Source organism: Ornithinimicrobium pekingense DSM 21552 (genome assembly GCF_000421185.1).
Taxonomy (GTDB): domain Bacteria; phylum Actinomycetota; class Actinomycetes; order Actinomycetales; family Dermatophilaceae; genus Ornithinicoccus; species Ornithinicoccus pekingensis.
The window spans coordinates 280680-301095 of record NZ_ATWJ01000009.1; the positions used below are offsets into that span (position 1 = coordinate 280680).

Sequence of the window (20416 nt, forward strand, 5' to 3'; positions counted from 1 at the left end):
CGGACGGCACCGGGCCGCCAACATGTCCGGGGTCAGACAGCAGCGGGGCCCCGCCCGGTCCGCGAACGCGAACGCTCGTGCAGCTCTGTCGTGTCACGCCTGTCGCTGGGACGACGGGCGTGTCACGACAGAACGGCACGAGGCTGTGCGGCACTCTTCCGCTGCCCGCTCCCTCCTCCGCAGCCGCCACACCCTCACCCTGCCGGCCGCTCCTCGCTCCCCTGCCGGACGACCCGGACAGCTGGGCCAGGACCGGCGAGGCCGAGGTCGACGACCTTGCGCAGCCTGGTGAGGAACCGGGCGGGGCAGGTGTAGAGGGTCCATGGGGAGACTCCGATGACCCGGACCCCTGCGGCGACGAGGTCGCTGTCCTTCTCGACCGTGCTGCCCCAGCGGTCGCCACCCTGGTCGTCGATCCCCTGGTGGTAGGTCCGGGAGTGCACCTAGATCGCCACCCCGGCAGCCTCGAAGTATCCGTCCGGCGTCCCGATCGGCACGCCGGCGAGGGTCGTGAGCCGACAGTTCGTGATGAGCTCGGGATAGCTGCCCTGGCCGTCCACGACCTCCCGGAGCACCACCTCGGGGCGCGACCACGCCCCGTCGACGAACGCCTCGAGGCCCTTCCAGACCGGAGCGACCTTCCTCGCCGGGCGCAGCCACAGCTCCCTCTCGAGGGCGTCGGGCGTGGCCAGCCCCCGCTGCAGGACACTGATGGCCAGGTGCTCCAGGTCCTTCCGGTCGTGCACCTCATACACAGCAGCGTCTGCGAGGGCGCGTGCCGCACCCGCGAACCGGGCCGCCTCGAGACCATGGGTGACCTGCACCGGCCGCAGCGACCGGACGCAGCGCACCGTCTTGTGCTCCCTCGCCCGTGACGACTCCGGTATGACGAACGTCGTCCGGTCCTTGCGCCGCACCTTCACGCCGTGGCAGCGGAGGGCCACACCGCCGGTCAGGACCGCTTTGTCGCCCGCCCAGAGCGCGGCAGCTACCACGCGGGTGGGCCCGTCGACCGGACCGCGATGGGGTGCGACCACCCTGGGCATGGGCTCCTGCCAGATGGTGGCGCGGGCGTGGCGCAGGGCGGAGGCGGTCCAGCCTGCCCGGAGGAGCTGGACCACGGTGGCCAGGCCCCGCTGTCCGGGGAGGTCAGGGAACGGCGGCCGCGAGGGCCTGGCCATGGGCGACGTGGTGGACGCGACGGTCGACATGACCGCCAGCATGGTCGTGGGGCCACTACCTGCGCAGGCGTGCGGCAACGTCCTGTGGACAGAGGAGGTCGGGCCGCCATCTCAGGCATGCCGTCGAGAACCGTCGTGCCGTTCTCTCGTGTCACAGCCGTCGCTGGGACGACCGCCGTGTCACGACAGAACGGCACGGGGGTATGGAGCCCGGTGCGCGGACAACGTGGGGACCGTGTGGCGGGCAACGGCGTGGCGGCGCCACGTCACGCACCTCCGCTGCCCAGGACCCTTCCGATGCCACGATGCACCCGTGAGCTACGACATCACGCTGATGCCGCGCCGGCCCGGCCAGAGCTGGGACGAGGCGCTGGAGGAGTCCAACGACACTCAGATCGCCGACCGCACCGGCCTGCTGCGGACCTGGGAGCGGATCGAGGAGCGGCTGGGCGGGGTGCTGGACGGACAGGTAGAAGTCTACCGCAGCGCACCGGACTCCCCGGAGCTGACGGTCGGCGAGCTGTCGGCGCTGGACACCGGCATCCAGGTCCAGCTCTTCCCCGGTCAGGCCGCGGTGTCCTTCGCCTACTGGGAGCAGGCTGACCCCGAGGACTTCCACCGCCAGGTGCGCGAGGCGGTCCGGGTCGTCGTGGAGGAGACGGGGTATGCGGCGTACGACCCGCAGACGGGTGAGGGGTTCGACGGCTCGTTCGACGACGAGACGGGCCTGACGTTCACCCGTCAGCTGCAGCAGGACGGCGGAGGGGCCAGCGGTGCGGCCCTGCCGGTCGACCCGGCGGGCACGCACGGGCAGCCTTCGGCCGAGCTGGACGCCTACCTGCAGCGGGCCTCCACCGAGCAGCCGCGCCGACGCTTCTCCGGTCGGCGCCGGGCCGGCACCTACCTCGCGGTCGGGGCGGTCGTCACCATCTTCGCCGTGTGGTCGCTCACCTCGGGCAACGGCGGCGCGCTCTCCTGGGTGGCGCTCGTCATCGGCGTGGTCGACCTGCTCGTCGGCGTCGTCTCGTGGCGTTCCAGCACCTCGGACTCGGTGACCACTCCGCCGCCCGGCACGTAGGCACAGCTGGGATCCTCCCCCAGCGGGTCACCGGTCACCGCGTAGGCGTGAGAGCGCGAGCCGCCGCACACCTCGCGGAACTCACAGACGCCACACCTCCCGCCGAACCCGTCCGGCGTCCGCAGCGCCCGCATGACGGGTGCGTCGCGGTAGATCTCCGTCACCGGCGTGACCCGCACGTCCCCGGCGACCTGCGGCAGGAAGCCCGAGGGGTAGACCTTGCCGGTGTGGTCGACGAACATGAAGCCGCGCCCGGAGTTGACGTCGATCGGCGGCCGGGCGGGCCGCTCGCGGACCGCGACACCGGCCAGGGTCTCGCGGGTGGCGGCGACGAGCCGGTGGTAGAGGTCACCGCGGCCGGCGGACGGGTCCTCGCCCCTGGCGACAGCGGCCTCGCGCTGCAGCACCACCCGGCGGAAGTGCGGCGCCTCCGTCGTCTTGACCGCGATGAAGCGCGACACCTCGGCGAGCCAGTGCAGGACGTCCTCGACCTCGTCGGCCGACAGGGCCTGCAGCCGCTGACCACGGCCCGTGGGCACCAGGAAGAACACGCTCCACAGCAGGGTGCCGAAATCGATGACGTCACGCAGCAGCGCGGGCAGCTCCTCGACCGTCGACCGCGTCACCGTCGAGTTGACCTGCAGGCGGAACCCAGCGGCCTTGACCTGCTCGGCGGCGACCCGCGTCGCGGCGTAGGTCCCCTCGAAGCCACGGAAGGCGTCGTGCGTCCCCGCCCGGGCACCGTCCAGGGACAGCGACACCGCCTTGGCGCCGGCATCGCGCAGCTCGGCGAGACGTCCGGGCGTCAGGTTCGGCGTCACCGACGGCGACAGCGACACCGACAGCCCGAGCGAAGACCCGTGCCGCACCAGGTCGGCGAGGTCGGGGCGCTCGAACGGGTCGCCCCCGGTCAGCACCACCAGCGGGTATGGCGCCGGGAAGCTCGCGATCCCCTCCAGCAGGGCCTTGCCCTCCTCGAGCGTCAGCTCCCCCGGGTTGCGCCGGGTGATGGCGTCGGCGCGGCAGTGCAGGCAGGCCAGCTGGCAGGCGCGCGTCACCTCCCAGATGACGATGAAGGGACGGTCGTGGACGTCGTGCCGCTGCCGCCGGACGGCGCGGGAGGGAGCCAGGGTCACGGCGCAATACTACACTTTGTAGGATTTAGCGGACGCCGCTCAGCCGCCTGGTTCGCGCAGGGCCGCTCCCCGCAGGTGGGCCCATGCGGCCACCAGGCTGACGACCACCACGACCGAGACCATCACCGCGGGCACCACCGCACCGCTCTGGCCGGCGGCCGTGGTCAGCACCATCGCCGCCACGATGCTCGAGCCCATGAGCACGGAGAAGGCCAGCCACGTCCCCACCCAGAACAGACCGGCCTCCCGCCCCCGCAGGACGGACACCCCGGACAGGACGAACGCCGGCAGCACCACCGACAGGTCGATCACATGGACCGGGTTGACCACGAGCCCCGCCCCGGTCAGGGTCGCCGGCACCTGGCCCGAGACGGTCGCCGGCACCAGCTCGGCCAGCCACAGACCCGCGAAGAGGACGCCGATCGCCACCAGGGCGACAGCCGGCCAGGTCCGGGCCCCTTCGCCCGGGTGCAGCACGACCGACCGGCGCAGCACAGGGACGTGCACCAGCACGCCCCACGCGCTCAGCCCCAGCACCGCGACATACACGAGGAAGAGGTAGTTGAGGTGCACCGCCATCGCGTAGATGACGAAGGCGTAGACGAGGTAGAGCAGCGTGCCGAGCCACACCAGCCCGGCGGGCGCCGACCCGGCCGCCCAGCGGCGGGCGGCGAGCGCGAGGACGACGACCGCCAACAGGTTGCCGACGTCCTGGCCCTGCGCCTGCAGCGCCCAGTTGGCGGTCTCCTCCTGGTAGACGCGGGGGTCGAGCAGACCGGCGACACTGGTGACCGTCACCAGCACGACCAGCGCACCGGTCCAGGTAAGGACCGAGCGCGGCGCCACCGGGCCGCCCGGTGCCGGGGGCTGCGGGGAGGCAGCACCCGGCACCGACGGTGCCCTGGTGGAGGTCACCGGTGCTCCCTGGCGGAGGCCGTCCGCACGCCCAGCGTCACGGCTGCGGCGCCGCCCAGGAGGAGGATGATCCCTACGGTCAGGAGCGCACCGGCGGCCGGCTCGAGCCACGGGAACGTGGCGGCGACGTCGACCTTCGCGCTCACACCCGCGCTGCCGTCGGTCGGCATGACGACCGCGACCCAGCTGCCGGGACGCGCCTCGATCTCGACGGCCTGCCGACCCGGGCCGGACGCGCTGGCCAGCCAGGCATCGGTCTGCTGGGGCAGCGTGGCCGGGGCCGCGCCGGACCGCTGCAGGTCGCCTCCGGGCAGGGCCCCGCGCAGGACCGTGTGCCGCACGCCGGCGAGGTAGGCCTGGGCCTCCCGTGCCTCGGCGATGCCGACGAAGACCTCTCCGCCGTCCGTCGCCTCGGCGCGGATGCGGATCAGACCGAGCGCGTCGTCGACCGCGGCGCCCTCCAGGAGGGCGGTCTCGGTGGCGACGGCATACCCAGGGCTGTCGACGGTGAGCGTCGGACTGGTGACGAAGCCGTCGTCCGGCGCCGCCAGGAGCACGCCACCGGTGGTGGTCGTGCCCAGTCCGAGGAGGACGGCGACCGCGCCGGCGACCACGGTGGCGACCGGGCCGGCCGTCCAGACGGACGCAGGGCGCGCCGGCTGTGCAGCCGGTGCCGCGACGGGCTCACCGAGGGGCGGCGGGTATGCGGTGTCCTCCGGGGCCGGCCGCGGCTCGACCTGCCCGCCCTGGTCCAGCCGGAACGGCGGGTAGACGTCGGTCATCAGCGCCGCGTAGCCGGTGACGCGCATGGTCCAGCGGTTGATGCCGAGCAGCAGGTCGTAGAGCCCCTGCGGGTAACGGCCCGTGAAGAGCAGCGCCACGCCGACGATCAGGGCGATCATGCCGATGAGGCCGCCCTCGAAGATCAGCTCTCCCCGCCCCCGCTCGTCGCCGAGGGTGATCGTCGCGTAGGAGATCGCCCCGGCGAGCAGGTAGTGCGGCAGCACGAGGAGCCACCACTTGACCAGCGCCTTCCCGCGCGAGAGGTGCTCGGGGTAGTCCACGTCCAGGTGCGCCGGGTAGTCGGGGACGTCGTGCAGCGTGAACGGCGGGTAGCGGTCGGTGGCCAGCGCGCCGTAGGAGTAGTAGGAGACACGCCAGCCCCACCGCATCACACCGACGTTGAAGTCGAAGATCGCCCGCGGGTAGCGGCCGGTCGCGAGGATCGAGACGAGGGCCACCACGCTCAGCACGAGGAAGGCCGCCCAGAGGAGGGCGAGCACGACCACGTGCGGGATGACCAGAAGCCACTTGACCAGCCACAGTCCTCTGGACGGACGGTCCGGGGTGGGTGGGGCCGTGAGGTGGACGGGGTATGCGGGAACCGTTCCCGTAGCGAGGACAGCAGTCATCGCCATCACCTTCTTCTCTCTACTACTTAAGGTAGCGAGAGAGGCGGCGGCGCATAACCCCCTTCCGGTGTGACGAGGCAGACACTGCTGCCTAGGGGCTCAGTAGCGCAGCACCGCCGCCACCGGCGCGCCGTCGGGCAGCTCCTCGAGCATGCGCACCGCTCCCCCGTTGCGGAGGGTGGCGCGGGCGGCGGAGTCGACGACGCCGCAGACGTCGCCGTCGCGCAGCGGGCGGACGACCTCGGGCCCGTCGAGGCCACCGGTGTAGCAGCCGTCGGCGGTCATGAGCAGGGTGTCGACCCGACCCTCCTCGGCGGCGGTCGCCACGGCCTCGGCCCCGGCGGCGCCGGTGCCCCGGGCGCGCTGCTCGTGGAAGCGGTCCAGCAGCCGGGCGCCGTCCTGCTCGAGCCGCTTCTCGACCAGCTCCCAGGCCGCGGCCCGCAGGTCCTCGGCGCTCATCGCGTCGGGGTTGTGCTCGATCGCCGCGTCGACGAGGTGGGGGTAGGAGTTGAGCTCGCGGTAGACCGCGACCCACTCGGGCAGGCCGGCCAGGATCATCGGGATCGAGCGGCCCGCCAGGTGCTCCTCGACGCCGCGGGAGACCTCGCGGAAGAACTCGACCACGTCCTCCTTGTGCACGTTGTCGGTCGAGCTGGCGCCGTAGTAGACCGCGCCGCCCTGGCTCGCCCGCCCCGAGGCGTTGGGCCGCGGGACGGAGTCGGACTGCGGCCCGTCGGCCTCGAAGACGTCGCCGAAGGCCTCCGGCACGGCGGGCACGTCGAGCTCGCCGATGCGGTCGCGGCTGCCGCGCAGCACGCGGACGTGCTTCTGGCTCAGCGTGAGCACGACGTAGTTCTGGTCGCTGAGCAGGGGCAGCACCGGGCCCAGGACGAAGCCGGGGCCCACGGCCGCGAGCTCGGGCAGCTCCAGCGGGACCCGGTAGGTGGCGCTCCACCCGGGGGCGAGGTACATGGCGAGCCCGTCACCCATGTGGCTCCACGCCATACCGTCGCCGTGCAGCTCCCGGGCCGGCGCGAGCAGCTGCTCGACGTCACGCCGCTCGTGCCCGTCCTCGAGCAGCGCACCCTCGACGGCGGCCAGCAGGTTCTTCCACCGGAGGCGGTCGGCGTCGGCCTCCTTGGGGCCACCCACGCGGTGGGTCGGGGCGAAGAGCGACACCCGTGTGCCCTCCCCGTCTCCCACCAGCTGCTCGAACTCGGCCCGGGTCATCAAGTCCATGAGGTCCTCCAGTCGATCGGGGTTGCAGCCGAGGCTACGCCGACCCGGGCACTCTCGCAGGTGGGCGCCGGGAAGCGAGGTATGCCGTCAGGGCTGCCGCGGGCGGTCGGCCCTGCCGGCGGCGTCCTCGAGGGCCCGCACGGCCGCCGCGTAGGACAGCCCGAGGACCCGCAGCATGTCGACGGCGGCGGCGCGGACCTGCCACGCCAGGGCCTGCTCCGCAGGTGACGGGCCCGCCCGCAGCACGGTGGAGGCGGTGACGGCGGCGCGCAGCACCTCGTCGCGCGCCGTGGACATCTGCGCCTGGCCGCGGACCCAGCCGCGCAGGACCAGCAGGGCCTCGGCGAGCTCGTCGACGGAGGTGACCAGGGCCGCGTGGGGGTGGCTGCCGTGCCGGGCGATGGTCGCCACCGCCCGGGCGGTCGAGCGCGCGGAGGTCACCATGATCCCGGCCCGCACCGCCAGCTGCTCGATCGCCCGCAGCCGGCGCCGCTGCGTCAGCCGCACCCGCGCGGGCGCGAGCGTGATCCGCTCGCCGGTGGCGTCGATCGCGGTCTGCAGGTCGCGCCCGGCCGTCTCGAGCCGAGCCAGGTCACGGTGGGCCGCGCGGGCCAGCTCCAGGTCGGCCTCGTCGAGGGCCCGCGCGAGCTCGCGGTAGGCGGCGGCCAGCCGCTCGAGGAGCTGCTCGGAGGTGGTGAGCGCGATGCGGTGCGGGTCGGGGGCGAGCACCGCGTTGAGCGCGACCGCGACGGCGCCGCCGATCATCGCGTCGCCGAGCCGCACCAGCGCAGGGGTGTCCTGCAGCGGCACGAGCACCATGACGAAGACGCCCGCGACCGCCGCCTGGTTGGCCATGAGCTGGCTCGCGCGCAGCGCTACCGCCGCCGACATGCCCAGCAGCACCGCGATCGCCAGCTGCCAGGGGCCGGCGCCGATGACCCGGGTGAGCAGGTCGGCCATGACCAGCCCGAGGACGACCCCGGCGCTGATCTCGACCGCGCGCACGAGCCGCTGACCGGCGGACAGCCCGGTGGCGACCACCGCCGCGATCGGGGCGAAGACCGCGTCCTCGGCCGTGAACACCAGGCTGGCCAGCAGGTAGGCCAGCCCGGCGGCGCTCGCCGCCAGCAGGAGGTGCGGGGCGTGCCGTCGGACGCGCCGCACCGCGCGGACCAGCCGCGTGCGCGGCCGGGCCCGCCGCAGCCACTGCGCCGGGTCCCGCCTGCGGTCGGGGTCGGTGCTCACCCCGGGTCGGCCCCTGGTGCCAGCACCGCCCGCAGCCGGCGCCCGTAGTCCGCCGCCTCACCCTCGGCATACTTCGTGCGCGGCCAGAAGAAGCCGCGCAGGCCGTCGCCCTTGGTGCGCGGGACGACGTGCACGTGCAGGTGCGGCACGGACTGGCTGACGACGTTGTTCATCGCCACGAACGAGCCCTGCGCCCCGAGGACCTGCGTCATCGCCCCGGCCACCGTGCGTGCCGCGGTGAACAGCGGCGTCACCTGATCGTCGGGCAGGTCGGTCAGCGTGGGTATGTGGTCACGCGGCACCAGCAGCACGTGCCCCTTGAACACCGGCCGGGTGTCGAGGAAGCCGACCGCCGCGTCCGTCTCGAGGACGACCTCGGCGGGCACCTCGCCGGCGACGATGCGGCAGAACAGACAGTCCACGCGCCGATGATGGCACGCCACAGCCCTTCACCCGGCGCTACTACATACCGTAGGATCAAGGTGCAGCCCGGACGTCGACGGTCGACGGGGCCACCGCCGACCGCGCAGCGGGCGCCACGGCGAAAGGAAGCGCACATGAAGGCGCTCGTCTACCACGGACCCGGCTCCAAGGCCTGGGAGGACGTCCCGGACCCCGTCCTGCAGGACCCCACGGACGCCATCGTCAAGGTCGAGACCACCACCATCTGCGGGACCGACCTGCACATCCTCAAGGGCGACGTGCCGGCGGTGACCGACGGCCGCATCCTCGGGCACGAGGGGGTCGGCGTGGTCACCGAGGTCGGCGAGGCCTGCACGAGGGTCAAGGTCGGTGACCGGGTGATCATCTCCTGCATCAGCAAGTGCATGGAGTGCGACTACTGCAAGGGGGGGCTGACCTCCCACTGCCAGACCCTGGGCGGCATCGGCTGGATCTTCGGCCACCTCATCGACGGCACCCAGGCGGAGTACGTGCGGGTGCCCTTCGCCGACAACGGGCTGATCCCGCTGCCGGAGGGCGTCACGCCCGAGCAGGGTGCGATGCTCTCGGACATCCTGCCGACCGGTTTCGAGATCGGCGTGCAGTACGGCCACGTCAAGGACGGCGACGTCGTCGCGGTCATCGGCGCCGGACCGGTGGGGCTCGCGGCGATCATGACCGCCGCGTCATCCGGTGCGGCCAAGGTCATCGCCGTGGACGGCAACAAGTTCCGCCTCGAGGCGGCGCGCGACTTCGGGGCGACCGACACCCTCGAGGCCGGGCCCGACGTCGTCGACCAGCTACGTGCGATGGGCCGCGGCGGGGGCGGCGTCGACGTGGCGATCGAGGCGGTCGGCATCCCGGCGACCTTCACCACCTGCCTGGACTCCATCCGCCCCGGCGGCCGCGTCGCCAACGTGGGCGTCCACGGCGCGCCGGTGAGCTTCCCGATCGAGCGTGACTGGATCAACAACATCACCGTCACGACCGGGCTCGTCAACGCCACGACCACCGAGCAGCTGCTCGGTGACATCTCGGCGGGGAAGATCGCGCCGGAGAAGTTCGTCACCCACCGGTTCACCTTCGACCAGTGGGAGGAGGCCTACGACACCTTCGCGCGCGCCGCCGACGAGCACGCGCTGAAGGTCATCGTGACGGCCTGACAGCCGGGGCGCCCGACGCCCGGCCCGGCGCAGGGGGTCGGGTCGGGCGCCGTCGCGCCGGCCCACGGCGTCCCCGCGCGAGCCGCGACCCGGCACGAGCAACCTTCGTGCAGCTCTGTCGTGTCACATCGGTCGTTGGGACGACCGATGTGACACGACAGCAGCGCACGAGGGTCCTCACTCGCCCAGGAAGACGCCGTTCCCCGGGCCGAGCGGCAGGTCGGCGAAGTACCAGACGCCCGCCAGGGTCGCCCACGCCAGCCAGAAGGGCACGACGAACGGCAGCAGCCGGGCGATGACGGTGCCCAGCCCGGCATCGGGCTCGTAGCGGCGCAGCAGGCCCAGGATGACGATCATGTAGGGGTTGAGCGGCGTGATGACCTGGGTCGCAGAGTCACCGACGCGGAACGCCGCCTGGGTGAAGGCCGGCTCCAGGCCGATGAGGGCGAACATCGGCACGAAGACCGCTCCCATCAGCGTCCACATGGACGAGCCGGAGATGATGAAGAGGTTGAGCAGCGAGGCCAGCAGGATGAAGCCGAGGACGGCGGGGAAGCCGGTCAGGCCGCTGGCCTGCAGTCCCTCGGCGCCGCGGACGGCGATCCACGACCCCAGCCCGCTCCAGGCGAAGAGCGCGATGAACTGGCCCAGGATGAAGGCCAGGACGAGGAAGCTCATCATGTCCCCCAGCGCCTGGCCCATCATCGTGACGGCGTCCTTCATCGACCGCAGCACACCCATCACGCGCCCGTAGACGGCGCCCATGAGCATGAAGTAGGCGACGACGATGAAGACGATCGAGGACAGCAGCGGCGAGCGGGGCAGGAAGCCGCCCTCCTCGTTGCGCCACGGCGACCCGGGCAGGAGGACCGCCACCAGCAGCAGTGCGGTGAACGCCAGCCCGGCCAGGAGGGACAGGCGCAGCGCCGTGTTCTCCCGCGGGCTCAGCTCGGCCCTCGGCTCCTCCGCGACCTCGCGCTCGCCCTCCTGCGCCTCCTCCGAGCGCTCGGTGGTCACCCCCTGGCGCACCAGCCGCGGCTCGAGCACCTTGTCGATGATGAAGCCGCACAGCATGCCCAGCACGATCGCGGCGGCGATGTTGAAGTAGTAGTTCGAGACGGGGTTGACCGGGGCGTACTCGATCCCCGGCAGCGTCTCCATGACCGCGGTCGTGATGCCGGCGAACAGCGCGTCGAGCGAGGTCGGCACGAGCGCGGTGGAGTAACCCGCGCCCACCGCGGCGAAACCGCCGAGCAGACCGGCCACGGGGTGACGGCCGGCCGCCTTGAAGACCAGCGCGGCCAGCGGCGGCACGACGATGAAGGCGGAGTCGGCCATGATGGAGGCGGTCACGCCGACGAGGCCGACGACGTAGGGCAGCATCCAGCGCGGCGCGGAGCCGAACGACTTGCGCACGACGGCGCCGAGCATGCCGGTCTTCTCCGCGATGCCCACGGCGAGCAGGATCGGCAGCACGGTCTTCAGCGGCGGGAAGCCGAGGTAGTTCTCCCCCAGGTTGGAGGTGAACCAGGCCAGACCCTCGCCGGTGAACAGGCCCTGCATCACCACCGGCTCGCCGTCACCGCCGGGCACGACGACGGAGACGTCGGACCACGCCATTGCGGTGGAGATCACCCCGGTGAGCAGGAAGAGGATGACGAAGAGGGTGAACGGCTCGGGCAGCTTGTTGCCGACGTTCTCGACGCCCGTGAGCATCCGGTCGGTGAAGGTGCGACGTTCGGTGGTCGTGCTGCTCATGGCACTCCTGCAGGGTCAGGGTGGGGCAGGTCGGGGTGGGGCGGTAGGACGTCAGGGGTATGCGGTCGCGCCGGGGCGGGCGCGGTCGGTCAGGCGAAGTAGGTGGCCGGGTCGAGCGGGCCGCCGGCGTCGGCAAACTCCTGGGCGACGGCGGTGGCCAGCTCGTCGTCGGCCAGGAAGTCCCACGCCGAGTGGGCCAGGCCGATGGCGCCGTCGACCGCGGCCGCCTCACCGCGCGGCCCGCCGGCGGCGTCGGCGAACTCCCGCGTGTGCAGGGCCTGGTCGGGCGTGCCCACGGCGATCATGGGGTGGATGCCGGGGACCCGGACGCTGACGTTGCCGAAGTCGGTGGAGGCGGCGAGGACGTCTGGGACGACCCCGGCGGGCAGCACCTCGCGCCCGCGCTCGGCGAGCGACCTCGCCCAGTGGGCACCGAGGGTGAGGTTGCCGCGCACGGGCAACGACGGCGGGTAGTGGTCCCACTCGACCTCGACCGAGGTGTCGGTCATCATCGCCGCGCCGTGCATGATCCGCTCGACGCGGGCGGACAGGTCCAGGAGCGTCTCGGGGTAGGCCGAGCGCACGTAGAGCTGCATGGTGGAGCTGTCGGTGATGATCGAGGGTCGCGTGCCGCCGTCGGTGATCACGGCGTGGACGCGGTCCGAGGGCGGCATCTGCTGCCGCAGCAGCCCGATCGCTTGGTAGGCGAGGCTGGCGGCGTCCAGCGCGTTGCGGCCCTGGAACGGCTGGGCGGAGGCGTGCGCCGGCTGCCCGGTGAAGGTGACCCGGAGCAGGCGGCGACCGATGAAGAGCACGTCGACCACGTCATACCCGTAGGGGTGCGTCATCACGGCCGCGTCCAGTCCCTCCCACGCGCCCTCGGCGGCCATGACCTCCTTGCCGGAGTGACCCTCCTCGGCGGGGGTGCCGAGGAAGACGACCTTGCCCTCCACCTGGCTGCTGCCCGAGGAGATCAGCCGGGCCAGCGCCACGAAGGCGCCCACGCCCGTCGCGGCGATGACGTTGTGCCCGCACGCGTGCCCGATCTCCGGCAGGGCGTCATACTCGCTGAGCACGGCCACCGTGCGGTGCCGCTGCGGGTCGAACCCCGCGGTGGCGACCTCCGCGCGCAGGGCGGTGGGCACGCCGTGGGCGCCGGTCTGCACCGCCGCCCCGGTGAGGTTCGTGATGACCTCGGCCAGCAGCGCCGCGGAGCGGGTCTCCTCGAACGCCACCTCGGGGTCGGCGTGCAGGGTCCGCACGATGCGGTGCAGCTCGCCGGCGGCCTCCTCCACCGTCGCGGTCAGGTGGCTTCGGTCAGCCTTCGGCGCCCCGGCGAAGGGGGTCGACGGAGGCTCGGCGGCGGCCATCGTCGCCTGCGTCTGGGCCTCGAGCCGGTCGAGGAAGGCGGTGGAGACCGACGGCCGTGACGCGTTCATGCCGGGCACGATATACACGCGTCCGGCCGCGCCGCCATCTGATCTCAGACGCCGCTGGTCACCACCGGGCTGGCGAGGGAGGCGAGGTAGCGGGCCAGCGTGCGCGGCGCGGAGCGCGGAGCCACCGCCTCGACCGCGGCGTTGTAGTTGGTGTTGGTGTTGACGTCGTAGGTGAGCAGCCGCCCGTCGACGGACTCGATGAACTCGATCCCGCACACCTCGATGCCGTTGGTCCGGGCGAACTCGATGTACTGGTCGATGATCGGGTGGTCGAAGCCCTCCCGCAGGGAGAACAGCTGCTGGTCGGCCTCAGGCTCGACCGTGGCGCCGGGAGGCATGATCGGGCGGCCGGTCTCGGGGTCGATGGCGCACGCGTCGGCCGGGCAGAGCTGGAAGCCGCCGCGCGCGGTGTCGGCGTCGATGGCGTAGACGAACTCGCCGCCGACGATCTCGACGCGCGTGATCCGCGGTTCCCGCGCGACGACGAACTCCTGGACCAGCGTGATGCCGTCCTGCGGCTCCTCGAACTCCTCGGACTCCACATAGGCCACCAGCTCGTCGTAGGTGTCGAACCGGCGCACCCCCAGGCCCTTTCCGCCCTGGTTGTGCTTGGTGACGAACGGGGTCGGGAAGCCCTGGGCGGCGCGCAGCACCTGGTCACGGCCGATCGCGGCCACCGTGCGCGGGGTCTGGATGCCCGCGGCCCGCAGCGCCGTGAGCTGGTCGACCTTGCTCATCTCCAGCTCCAGGACCCGGCGGCCGTTGACCGTGCGCCGACCGTGCGACTCGAGCCAGGACAGCACCGCGCGGGTGTAGTCCTTGGACAACCCGTGGTCCCGGGTGTGCGCGGAGGCGCTGATCCGCGACCAGAAGATCCCCTCCGGCGGGCTCGCACCAAGGTCGAGGGTGCCCTCGGTGAGCAGCCACTCCTCGACCTCCACGCCCTCCTCGGCGAAAGCCTGGGCGAAGGGCGGGAACCACTCGGGGTTCTCGTGCAGGGCGTAGATCCTGGGGGCGGTCATGGCACGGTCAACACGGTGAGGGGCGGCTCGTGTTCCCCCGCGGTGGCTCAAGAGGGGCGCCGCGCGCGCCCTCCCGCACCGACGTGCGTCGCTGTCGTGTCACACGTGTCGTCCAGACGACCGATGTGACACGACAGACTCGCACGAAGGTTGCGCGCGGCTCGCCACACTCCCGTCAGAGAGTCAGGACCGCCCGCAGGTCAGCTGCCGCCCACGGCCTCGGTGGCACCCAGCTGGTCGACCATGAACGCGATCTCGAAGGCGGTCTCGCGCCACGCGTCATACCTGCCCGTCTTGCCTCCGTGGCCGGCGACCATCTCGGTCTTGAGCAGGATCGGCCGCTCGGCGGGGTCGTTGGTGACGGTCTCGCGCAGGCGCGCGACCCACTTGGCCGGCTCGACGAAGAAGACGCGCGTGTCGTTGAGGCCGGTGGTCGCCAGGATCGCCGGGTATGCGGTCTCGCGGATGTTCTCGTAGGGGCTGTAGGAGCGCATGATCTCGTAGATCTCGGCCGACTCGACCGGGTTGCCCCACTCCTCCCACTCGCCCACCGTCAGCGGCAGGGCCGGGTTGAGGATGGTCGTGAGCGCGTCGACGAAGGGGACGCCGGCGTGGACGACGCGGAAGCGCTCCGGTGCGAGGTTGAGCACCGCACCCATGAGCAGGCCGCCGGCGGAGCGGCCCTCGGCCGCGAGCCGGTCCGGCGCGACCCAGCCGCTCTCGACGAGGTGGTCGGCGCAGGTGACGAAGTCGGTGAAGGTGTTGCGCTTGTGCTCCATGCGACCGGTCTCGTACCAGCCACGCCCCATCTCGCCGCCGCCGCGCACGTGCGCGATCGCGTAGACGACACCGCGGTCGAGGTAGGACAGGCGCGACACCGAGAAGTAGGGGTCGATGGAGATCTCGTAGGAGCCGTAGCCGTAGATGAGCCCGGGGTTGGTGCCGTCGGGCCGCACGTCCTTGCGGGCGACGAGCGAGATCGGGATCTGCGTGCCGTCCGCGGCGGTCGCCCAGAGGCGGTGCTGCTGGTAGTCGGCCGGGTCGAAGTCGCCGAGGACCGGCTGGCGCTTGACCAGGTCGAGCTCGCCGCTGACCAGGTCGAGGTCGTAGATGCTGCGCGGGGTGACCAGCGACTCGACCACGACCTGCAGCGTCTCGGTGTCGTAGGTGGGGTTGGCACCGGTCTCGATCGAGTAGACCTCCTCCTCGACCGGCACCTGGTAGCCGTGCCCGACGGGCAGTCCGGCGGCCGAGAGCGGCAGGACCTGCACCTGGGTCAGCCCGTCGCGTCGCAGCGACAGCGCCAGGTGCCCGGAGAAGGCCTCGACGCCGCTGACCCGCACGCCCTCCTCACCCGGGATCACGGTGCGCCAGTCCTGCGCCGAGGTGCTCTCCAGCGGGGCGACCGCCAGCTCGAAGTCGCGGTGCTCGCGGTTGTGCACGATCCACAGCCGACCGCCGGCCGGCTCGACCTCGTACTCCACACCCTCCTGCCGGGGCGCGACCACGCGGAACTCGCCCAGCGGGTCCTCCGCCGACAGCAGCCGGAACTCGGAGGTGTTCTTGCTGCCCAGGCCGATGACGACGTGCCGGTCGTCGCGCGAGCTGCCCACGCCCATCCAGAAGCGCTCGTCGTCCTCCTGGTAGACGAGCACGTCGCTGTCGGCCGCCGCGCCGACCTCGTGCCGCCACACCTGGAAGGGGCGCCACGCGTCGTCGACACGGGTGTAGAAGATGTGCGCCGCGTCGGCCGACCAGGCCGTCCCGTAGCCGATCCCGGTGACGGCCTCGTCGATGACCTCGCCGGTCGCCAGGTCCTTGATGCGCAGGTCGAAGCGCTCGTCACCGCTGGTGTCGACGGCGTAGGCCAGCCGGTCGCCGGAGGCGCTGACGTCGAAGGCGCCGAGGGAGAAGAACTCCAGGCCCTCGGCCTCCGCGTTGCCGTCGAGCAGCACCTGCTCACCCTCTGGGGTCGCCCCCGGGTCGAGCACGGGGCGGTCGGGTGACTCGCCGACCGCGATCCGGCCGTGCACGGCATACTGCTGGCCCTCGATCGTGCGCGTGTAGTACCACCAGTCGCGGTGGCGCACCGGCACCGACAGGTCGGTCTCCTGGGTGCGGCCCTTGATCTCGCCGAAGATCGACTCGCGCAGGCCCTCCAGGTGAGCGGTCATCGCCTCGGTGTAGGAGTTCTCCGCGGTGAGGTGCGCGACGACGTCCGGGTCCTCCTTGTCGCGCAGCCACTCGTAGGGGTCGGTGACGTCCTCCCCGTGGTGGCTGCGGACGGTGTCGCGGCGTTCGGCGACGGGCGGGAGGGGGCGCGTGGTCTCGGCAGTCACCCGCCCAACGCTACCTGTGCGTCGCCGAGTTCGGGTATGCAGCACGCGCTCGGGTGCTCGCTCACCCCGCGACGAAGCACAGCGCCGAGATGATGCGGGTCCCGCCCGGGTCGACCGGCAGGGTCTCGTGGGGCAGCAGACCGCCGAGCAGCACGATGCTCTGGCCGGGAGCGGCCTTGACCAGGCCCAGGCCGACCTCGCCGAGCCTGCGGACCTCGTGCAGGTCCCGGCCCAGGTGGGCGGCGTGGACGAGCAGCCCGCCCGAGGGCCGGTCTGGTCCCGCGTCGTCGCGCAGCACGCTGATCAGGGTGACGTCGCAGGTCTCGATGTCCAGGTGCAGCCCGAGGTGGTCGCCGGGGTGCACGTAGTAGCTGTAGCTGCCGCGGGTGCCTGTCGGGCGGACCCGGGTCCCGCACAGGTGCGAGAGATAGTCGCTGAGCCACGGCGCGTTGTAGAGCGCGTCCTGCACCGGGCCGCCGCCGGAGGTGTACAGGTGCCGCGCCGGGGTGCCTCCACGACCGGCGGTCCCGTCGTCGACGTCGACGTCCTGCCGGTCGGACTCTGCGTAGCGACTGTGCGCCTCCTGCGTCAGCGCCCCGAGCACACCCGGCTCGGGCAGCCCGTCGACGACCATGACGCCGCCGGCCGCCCCCACGGGGCCGCGCAGCAGGCGCTGCGCGGCCCCGGGCAGGGTCGCCGTGCTCATGTCGGCTCCGGACCGTGCAGCTCGGCGGGCCGCTCGAGGGCGACGGCGACGAGCTCGCGCTGCAGGTCCTCCGGCAGGCCGGAGAGGGGCAGCTCGTCACCGACCTCCGTCGTCCAGCCCCCGTCGGCCGCCGGCACCGGTGCGACGCCGAAGGTGTCCTCGAAGGTCGCGACCGGTGCCTCGACCGCGAAGGTCGGGCCGCTGGCCGGGCCGCAGGCGAAGCCTGCCTCGGTCAGACGACCGGCGACCGCGTCGACGGCCTCGGTCGTCCGGGCCAGGACGAGGGCCACGACGGCCCTGCCCCCGTCGCCGTGGTCCGGCGGCGGCGACGGCACCGAGGGTGGGACGGACATGCTCGGCCTCCCTCAGATCTCGGGCGGGTTGTCGGACTCGATGATGAAGCGCTCCAGCTCGGCCAGGTCCTCGGCGGTGATGCCAGAGCCCTGGCCGGGGGCCGGCGCGGCGCCGGGCTGCTCCATACCCATGGCCTGCTCGGCACCACCCATGACCTGCTCGGCGCCGTAGGCCTGCTGACCCGGCTCCTGCCATCCCGGCTGCTCCTCGAAGGGGCCGGGGTCGATCGGCGGCCGGAAGGGCAGCACCGGCGGCCGGAACGGCAGGATCGGCCCGATGACGGGGTGGAACGGCCGCACCGGGCCGATCGCCGGGTGGATGGGGCGCACCGGCCCGATCGCCGGGTGGATCGGGCGCACCGGCAGCGTCGGCAGCACCGGACGGAACGGGCGCACCGGGCCGATCGCCGGGTGGATCGGCACGACGGGCACGACCGGACCGACGATGCAGCGCAGCTTGGCGATGAGCACCGCGCGGTGGGCGTCGACGAGCCCGTTGCCGGTGGCGGTGTCCGGCCCCACCACCGCGGAGTTGCCGAAGTTGGGGTGGTTGGTGCCCTGGGTGACGTCCCGGGCGGTGTCCATGAGCACCTGGCGCACCTGCGCCGGGGTCAGCCGCGCGCACACCTGCCGGATCAGCGCGCAGACGCCGGCGATCTGCGGGCAGGAGGCACTGGTGCCGCTGAAGGCGCCCCATCCGTCGTTCGTCGCCGTCTCGTCCCCGTTGGGGTGCGTGCCGCCGCCGCTGCCCTGGTCGATGGCGCAGCCGGCCGGGATGGGCAGCATGAGGTAGGCGGCTCTGGGCAGCATCCCCACCAGTCCCGAGACGTCGGGCACTCGGCGGCCGGGGTAGATGTTGGACATGAAGCCGCTGGAGTAGTCGGAGGCCTCGAGCGTGCCGTCCGGACGCCGGTGCACCCCGCCGACGGAGATGACGTCGGGGTGCTGCCCGGGGAAGCCCCAGCCGCCGTTGCTGGCGGAGAAGCAGACGATGATGCCGTTGGCCACCGCGCCGGCGACGGCCGCGGCGAGCGCCTGGTTGGCCGCGCTGAGCGGCCCGAACCGCTGGCTCGAGCCCCAGCTGTTGGTGATGATGTGGGGGTTCAGTGCTGCCGCGGCGTTGAAGGCCGCGGTGACGTTGACGAGCGCACCCGAGGCGGTCGCCGTCTTGACCGGGTAGAGCGTGATGTCGGGGGCGGTGGCGAAGATGTTGGCCGACTCCCCCGTCCCGTGACCGTTCTCGTCGATCGTCGGGTCGGCCGTGCCCGGGCCGAGCGTGGTCGGCTCGACGCGGTAGCCGTGGTCGGTGAAGAAGGCATGGTCCTGGAAGCCGGTGTCGACCATCGCGACCCGGATGCCCTTGCCGGTGATGCCGTTGCGGTGCGGCCGCTCGGCGTTGAGCGCCACAGACACGTCGTCGGGGACGCGCAGGTGCCAGTAGTCGACGATCGGCGGCAGGGACAGCGGCGCGTGCAGGTAGTAGGGCTCCTCGATCGCGACACCCTCCAGCACCTGGGCGAACTCGGTGCCCTCGGTCTCGACGAGGCCGGGCACCGCGGTGTCGGCGTTGTCGATGAAGGTCGCCTCCGCCTCCACCGCACCCGGCTTGATGACGGCCCTCTGCTCGGTGAAGAGGTGCGCACCGAAGGCCTGCTCGAAGGTCTGCGCGTCCCCGGCGAAGTTGATGAGCAGGTTGCTGACCTGCAGCACCGTGAAGCCGGCGTCCTCCAGCGCGGCGGCGGCCTGCTGGACGTCGTCGTCGGAGGAGACGAAGGCGTCGACGGTCTCGGCGGTCGCCACCACGTCGGGGGTGAAGAGGGAGGTCCCACCCACGGACGGGGGCGAGGCCACCGCATAGATGAGGTCGGGGAAGTCCCGACCCCGCCCGGACGAGCGCGGCGAGCTGCCCTTCCCCTTCGCGGCGCTCCTGGACCTGGTCGTGCTCTTCGTGGTCCTGCGGGTGCTGTTGCCTGTCGCCGGGTTGTCGTCGTCGTTGGCCATTGCTAGCTCCTGGTGTGCATGGGCATGAGCACCGCCGTGGGCGTGGACCGGTGGGCGAGCCAGCCCAGCGCGGTGCGGGTGTCGGTGGAGAAGTAGTGGCAGAGCAGCCAACGGTCGACCGGGGTCGCCCCCGGGTCGGCCAGCTCACCGTTCTGCGCGACGTGCGCGGGCGACAGGAACCCGGTGGTCAGCCCGGGGAGGGCGCCCAGCGAGAGCCAGGTGGCGACCTCCTCGACGATCCACTGGTTCGCCGACGGATAGGGCAGCGCCCGCGCGCGCTGCTCCCCCGAGGCCAGCAGGTGGGCGGCCTCGACACGCTCGAGCGTGCCGTAGCCGCTGCCCGCCGTGTGGGCGGGCGTGAGCGACATCCACACCACGAGGTGCCAGACGCACCGGACAAACCACTCGTGCAGCGCCGCCAGGTGCGTGCTGCGGCCGTGGTTGAGCAGGACCACCCCGGTGTTGAAGGGGGGTATGGCGTGCACGCCCAGCCCGTGCACGAGGCGCAGCAGCGCGGGCAAGTCGAGGAAGTCCCGGTCCGGGCCGTAGCGGCTGGGGCCGGTGTGCACCTCCTCGCGGGCGTAGACGTCGGCCTCGGTGTAGCGGGCGGCCAGGTCCTCGACGTCGCCGGCGAAGAGGGTGTCGGCGTCGCAGCACAGCACCCGGTCGACAGGGCCCAGGGCGCCGTGGGACAGGAACTTGTGCAGCGTCGGGTTCGCGGCCAGCACCGGCCAGCCCTCGGGGCACAGCGAGGCGAGGCGGGCGGCATACGAGCCCATCTCGAGGAGGTCCGCACCGTAGGTGCGGCAGATCTCCGGCAGCCCGGCGGGAGGCTCGTCGTGGACGAGGACGACCGCGGGGACGCGGGTGTTGTGCCGGCGCAGGCTCCACAGGCTGGTCCGCAGCTGGTCGAGCAGCCGGGACGGGTCCGTGGCCGGATCGAACGAGAGCGAGTACTGCACCAGCATCATGCCTCCCCGAAAGGGCC

The 20416-nt window shown here is 72.5% G+C and carries 17 protein-coding genes; 1 reads left to right on the forward strand and 16 read right to left on the reverse strand.

All coding sequences use genetic code 11. The annotated features are described in order from the left end of the window. Window positions 1-194 precede the first annotated feature (194 nt). The 8 genes from K330_RS0108810 to K330_RS0108850 form a co-directional block, all read right to left on the reverse strand. Window positions 195-443 (reverse strand): hypothetical protein, encoded by a 249-nt coding sequence (locus K330_RS0108810; RefSeq protein ID WP_022921468.1) that lies wholly within the window; start codon window positions 441-443, stop codon window positions 195-197. Next, window positions 444-1211 (reverse strand): hypothetical protein, encoded by a 768-nt coding sequence (locus K330_RS0108815; RefSeq protein ID WP_156875750.1) that lies wholly within the window; start codon window positions 1209-1211, stop codon window positions 444-446. An 870-nt stretch (window positions 1212-2081) separates the two neighbouring features. Further along, on the reverse strand, window positions 2082-3395 hold the full coding sequence (locus K330_RS20225) for a TIGR04053 family radical SAM/SPASM domain-containing protein (protein WP_022921471.1): 1314 nt from the start codon (window positions 3393-3395) through the stop codon (window positions 2082-2084). Window positions 3396-3434: 39 nt separating this feature from the next. Then, window positions 3435-4310: a hypothetical protein gene (locus K330_RS22650; RefSeq protein WP_022921472.1), complete on the reverse strand. Its 876-nt coding sequence runs from the start codon at window positions 4308-4310 to the stop codon at window positions 3435-3437. After that, on the reverse strand, window positions 4307-5722 hold the full coding sequence (locus K330_RS0108835; protein ID WP_022921473.1) for a DUF4389 domain-containing protein: 1416 nt from the start codon (window positions 5720-5722) through the stop codon (window positions 4307-4309). The genes K330_RS22650 and K330_RS0108835 overlap by 4 nt, the downstream gene beginning before the upstream one ends. A gap of 99 nt (window positions 5723-5821) precedes the next feature. After that, on the reverse strand, window positions 5822-6961 hold the full coding sequence (locus tag K330_RS0108840) for a baeRF3 domain-containing protein (protein ID WP_156875751.1): 1140 nt from the start codon (window positions 6959-6961) through the stop codon (window positions 5822-5824). An 87-nt stretch (window positions 6962-7048) separates the two neighbouring features. After that, entirely contained in the window at window positions 7049-8206 is a 1158-nt protein-coding gene (locus K330_RS0108845) for an FUSC family protein (RefSeq protein WP_022921475.1), read from the reverse strand. Continuing rightward, window positions 8203-8628 (reverse strand): HIT family protein, encoded by a 426-nt coding sequence (locus tag K330_RS0108850; RefSeq protein WP_022921476.1) that lies wholly within the window; start codon window positions 8626-8628, stop codon window positions 8203-8205. Before K330_RS0108850 ends, K330_RS0108845 begins: the two co-directional genes overlap by 4 nt. A 135-nt stretch (window positions 8629-8763) precedes the next feature. Between K330_RS0108850 and K330_RS0108855 the strand changes: the two genes are divergently transcribed. Next, window positions 8764-9810: a zinc-dependent alcohol dehydrogenase family protein gene (locus tag K330_RS0108855; RefSeq protein WP_022921477.1), complete on the forward strand. Its 1047-nt coding sequence runs from the start codon at window positions 8764-8766 to the stop codon at window positions 9808-9810. 177 nt (window positions 9811-9987) lie between these two features. Here the strand turns inward: K330_RS0108855 and K330_RS0108860 are convergent, their stop codons facing one another. The 8 genes from K330_RS0108860 to K330_RS0108895 all read right to left on the reverse strand — a co-directional run bounded on the left by K330_RS0108860 (window position 9988) and on the right by K330_RS0108895 (window position 20399). After that, on the reverse strand, window positions 9988-11568 hold the full coding sequence (locus tag K330_RS0108860) for an AbgT family transporter (protein ID WP_022921478.1): 1581 nt from the start codon (window positions 11566-11568) through the stop codon (window positions 9988-9990). An 89-nt stretch (window positions 11569-11657) separates the two neighbouring features. After that, on the reverse strand, window positions 11658-13007 hold the full coding sequence (locus K330_RS0108865; RefSeq protein WP_022921479.1) for a M20 family metallopeptidase: 1350 nt from the start codon (window positions 13005-13007) through the stop codon (window positions 11658-11660). Window positions 13008-13051: 44 nt separating this feature from the next. Beyond that, window positions 13052-14029 carry an ATP-grasp domain-containing protein gene (locus tag K330_RS0108870; RefSeq protein ID WP_022921480.1) on the reverse strand — a complete coding sequence of 326 codons (978 nt, stop codon included), beginning with the start codon at window positions 14027-14029 and terminating at the stop codon, window positions 13052-13054. A 200-nt stretch (window positions 14030-14229) separates the two neighbouring features. After that, window positions 14230-16368, reverse strand: a complete 2139-nt coding sequence (locus tag K330_RS0108875) for a S9 family peptidase (protein WP_022921481.1) — start codon at window positions 16366-16368, stop codon at window positions 14230-14232. Window positions 16369-16429: 61 nt separating this feature from the next. Then, window positions 16430-17074 (reverse strand): hypothetical protein, encoded by a 645-nt coding sequence (locus tag K330_RS0108880; RefSeq protein WP_022921482.1) that lies wholly within the window; start codon window positions 17072-17074, stop codon window positions 16430-16432. Further along, a complete protein-coding gene (locus K330_RS0108885) occupies window positions 17071-17427 on the reverse strand; it encodes a hypothetical protein (RefSeq protein WP_022921483.1) in 357 nt (118 codons plus the stop codon). The genes K330_RS0108880 and K330_RS0108885 overlap by 4 nt, the downstream gene beginning before the upstream one ends. Before the next feature lie 12 nt (window positions 17428-17439). Next, entirely contained in the window at window positions 17440-19428 is a 1989-nt protein-coding gene (locus K330_RS20235) for a S8 family serine peptidase (RefSeq protein WP_022921484.1), read from the reverse strand. A 2-nt stretch (window positions 19429-19430) separates the two neighbouring features. Beyond that, a complete protein-coding gene (locus K330_RS0108895) occupies window positions 19431-20399 on the reverse strand; it encodes a hypothetical protein (RefSeq protein ID WP_022921485.1) in 969 nt (322 codons plus the stop codon). Window positions 20400-20416: the final 17 nt, after the last annotated feature.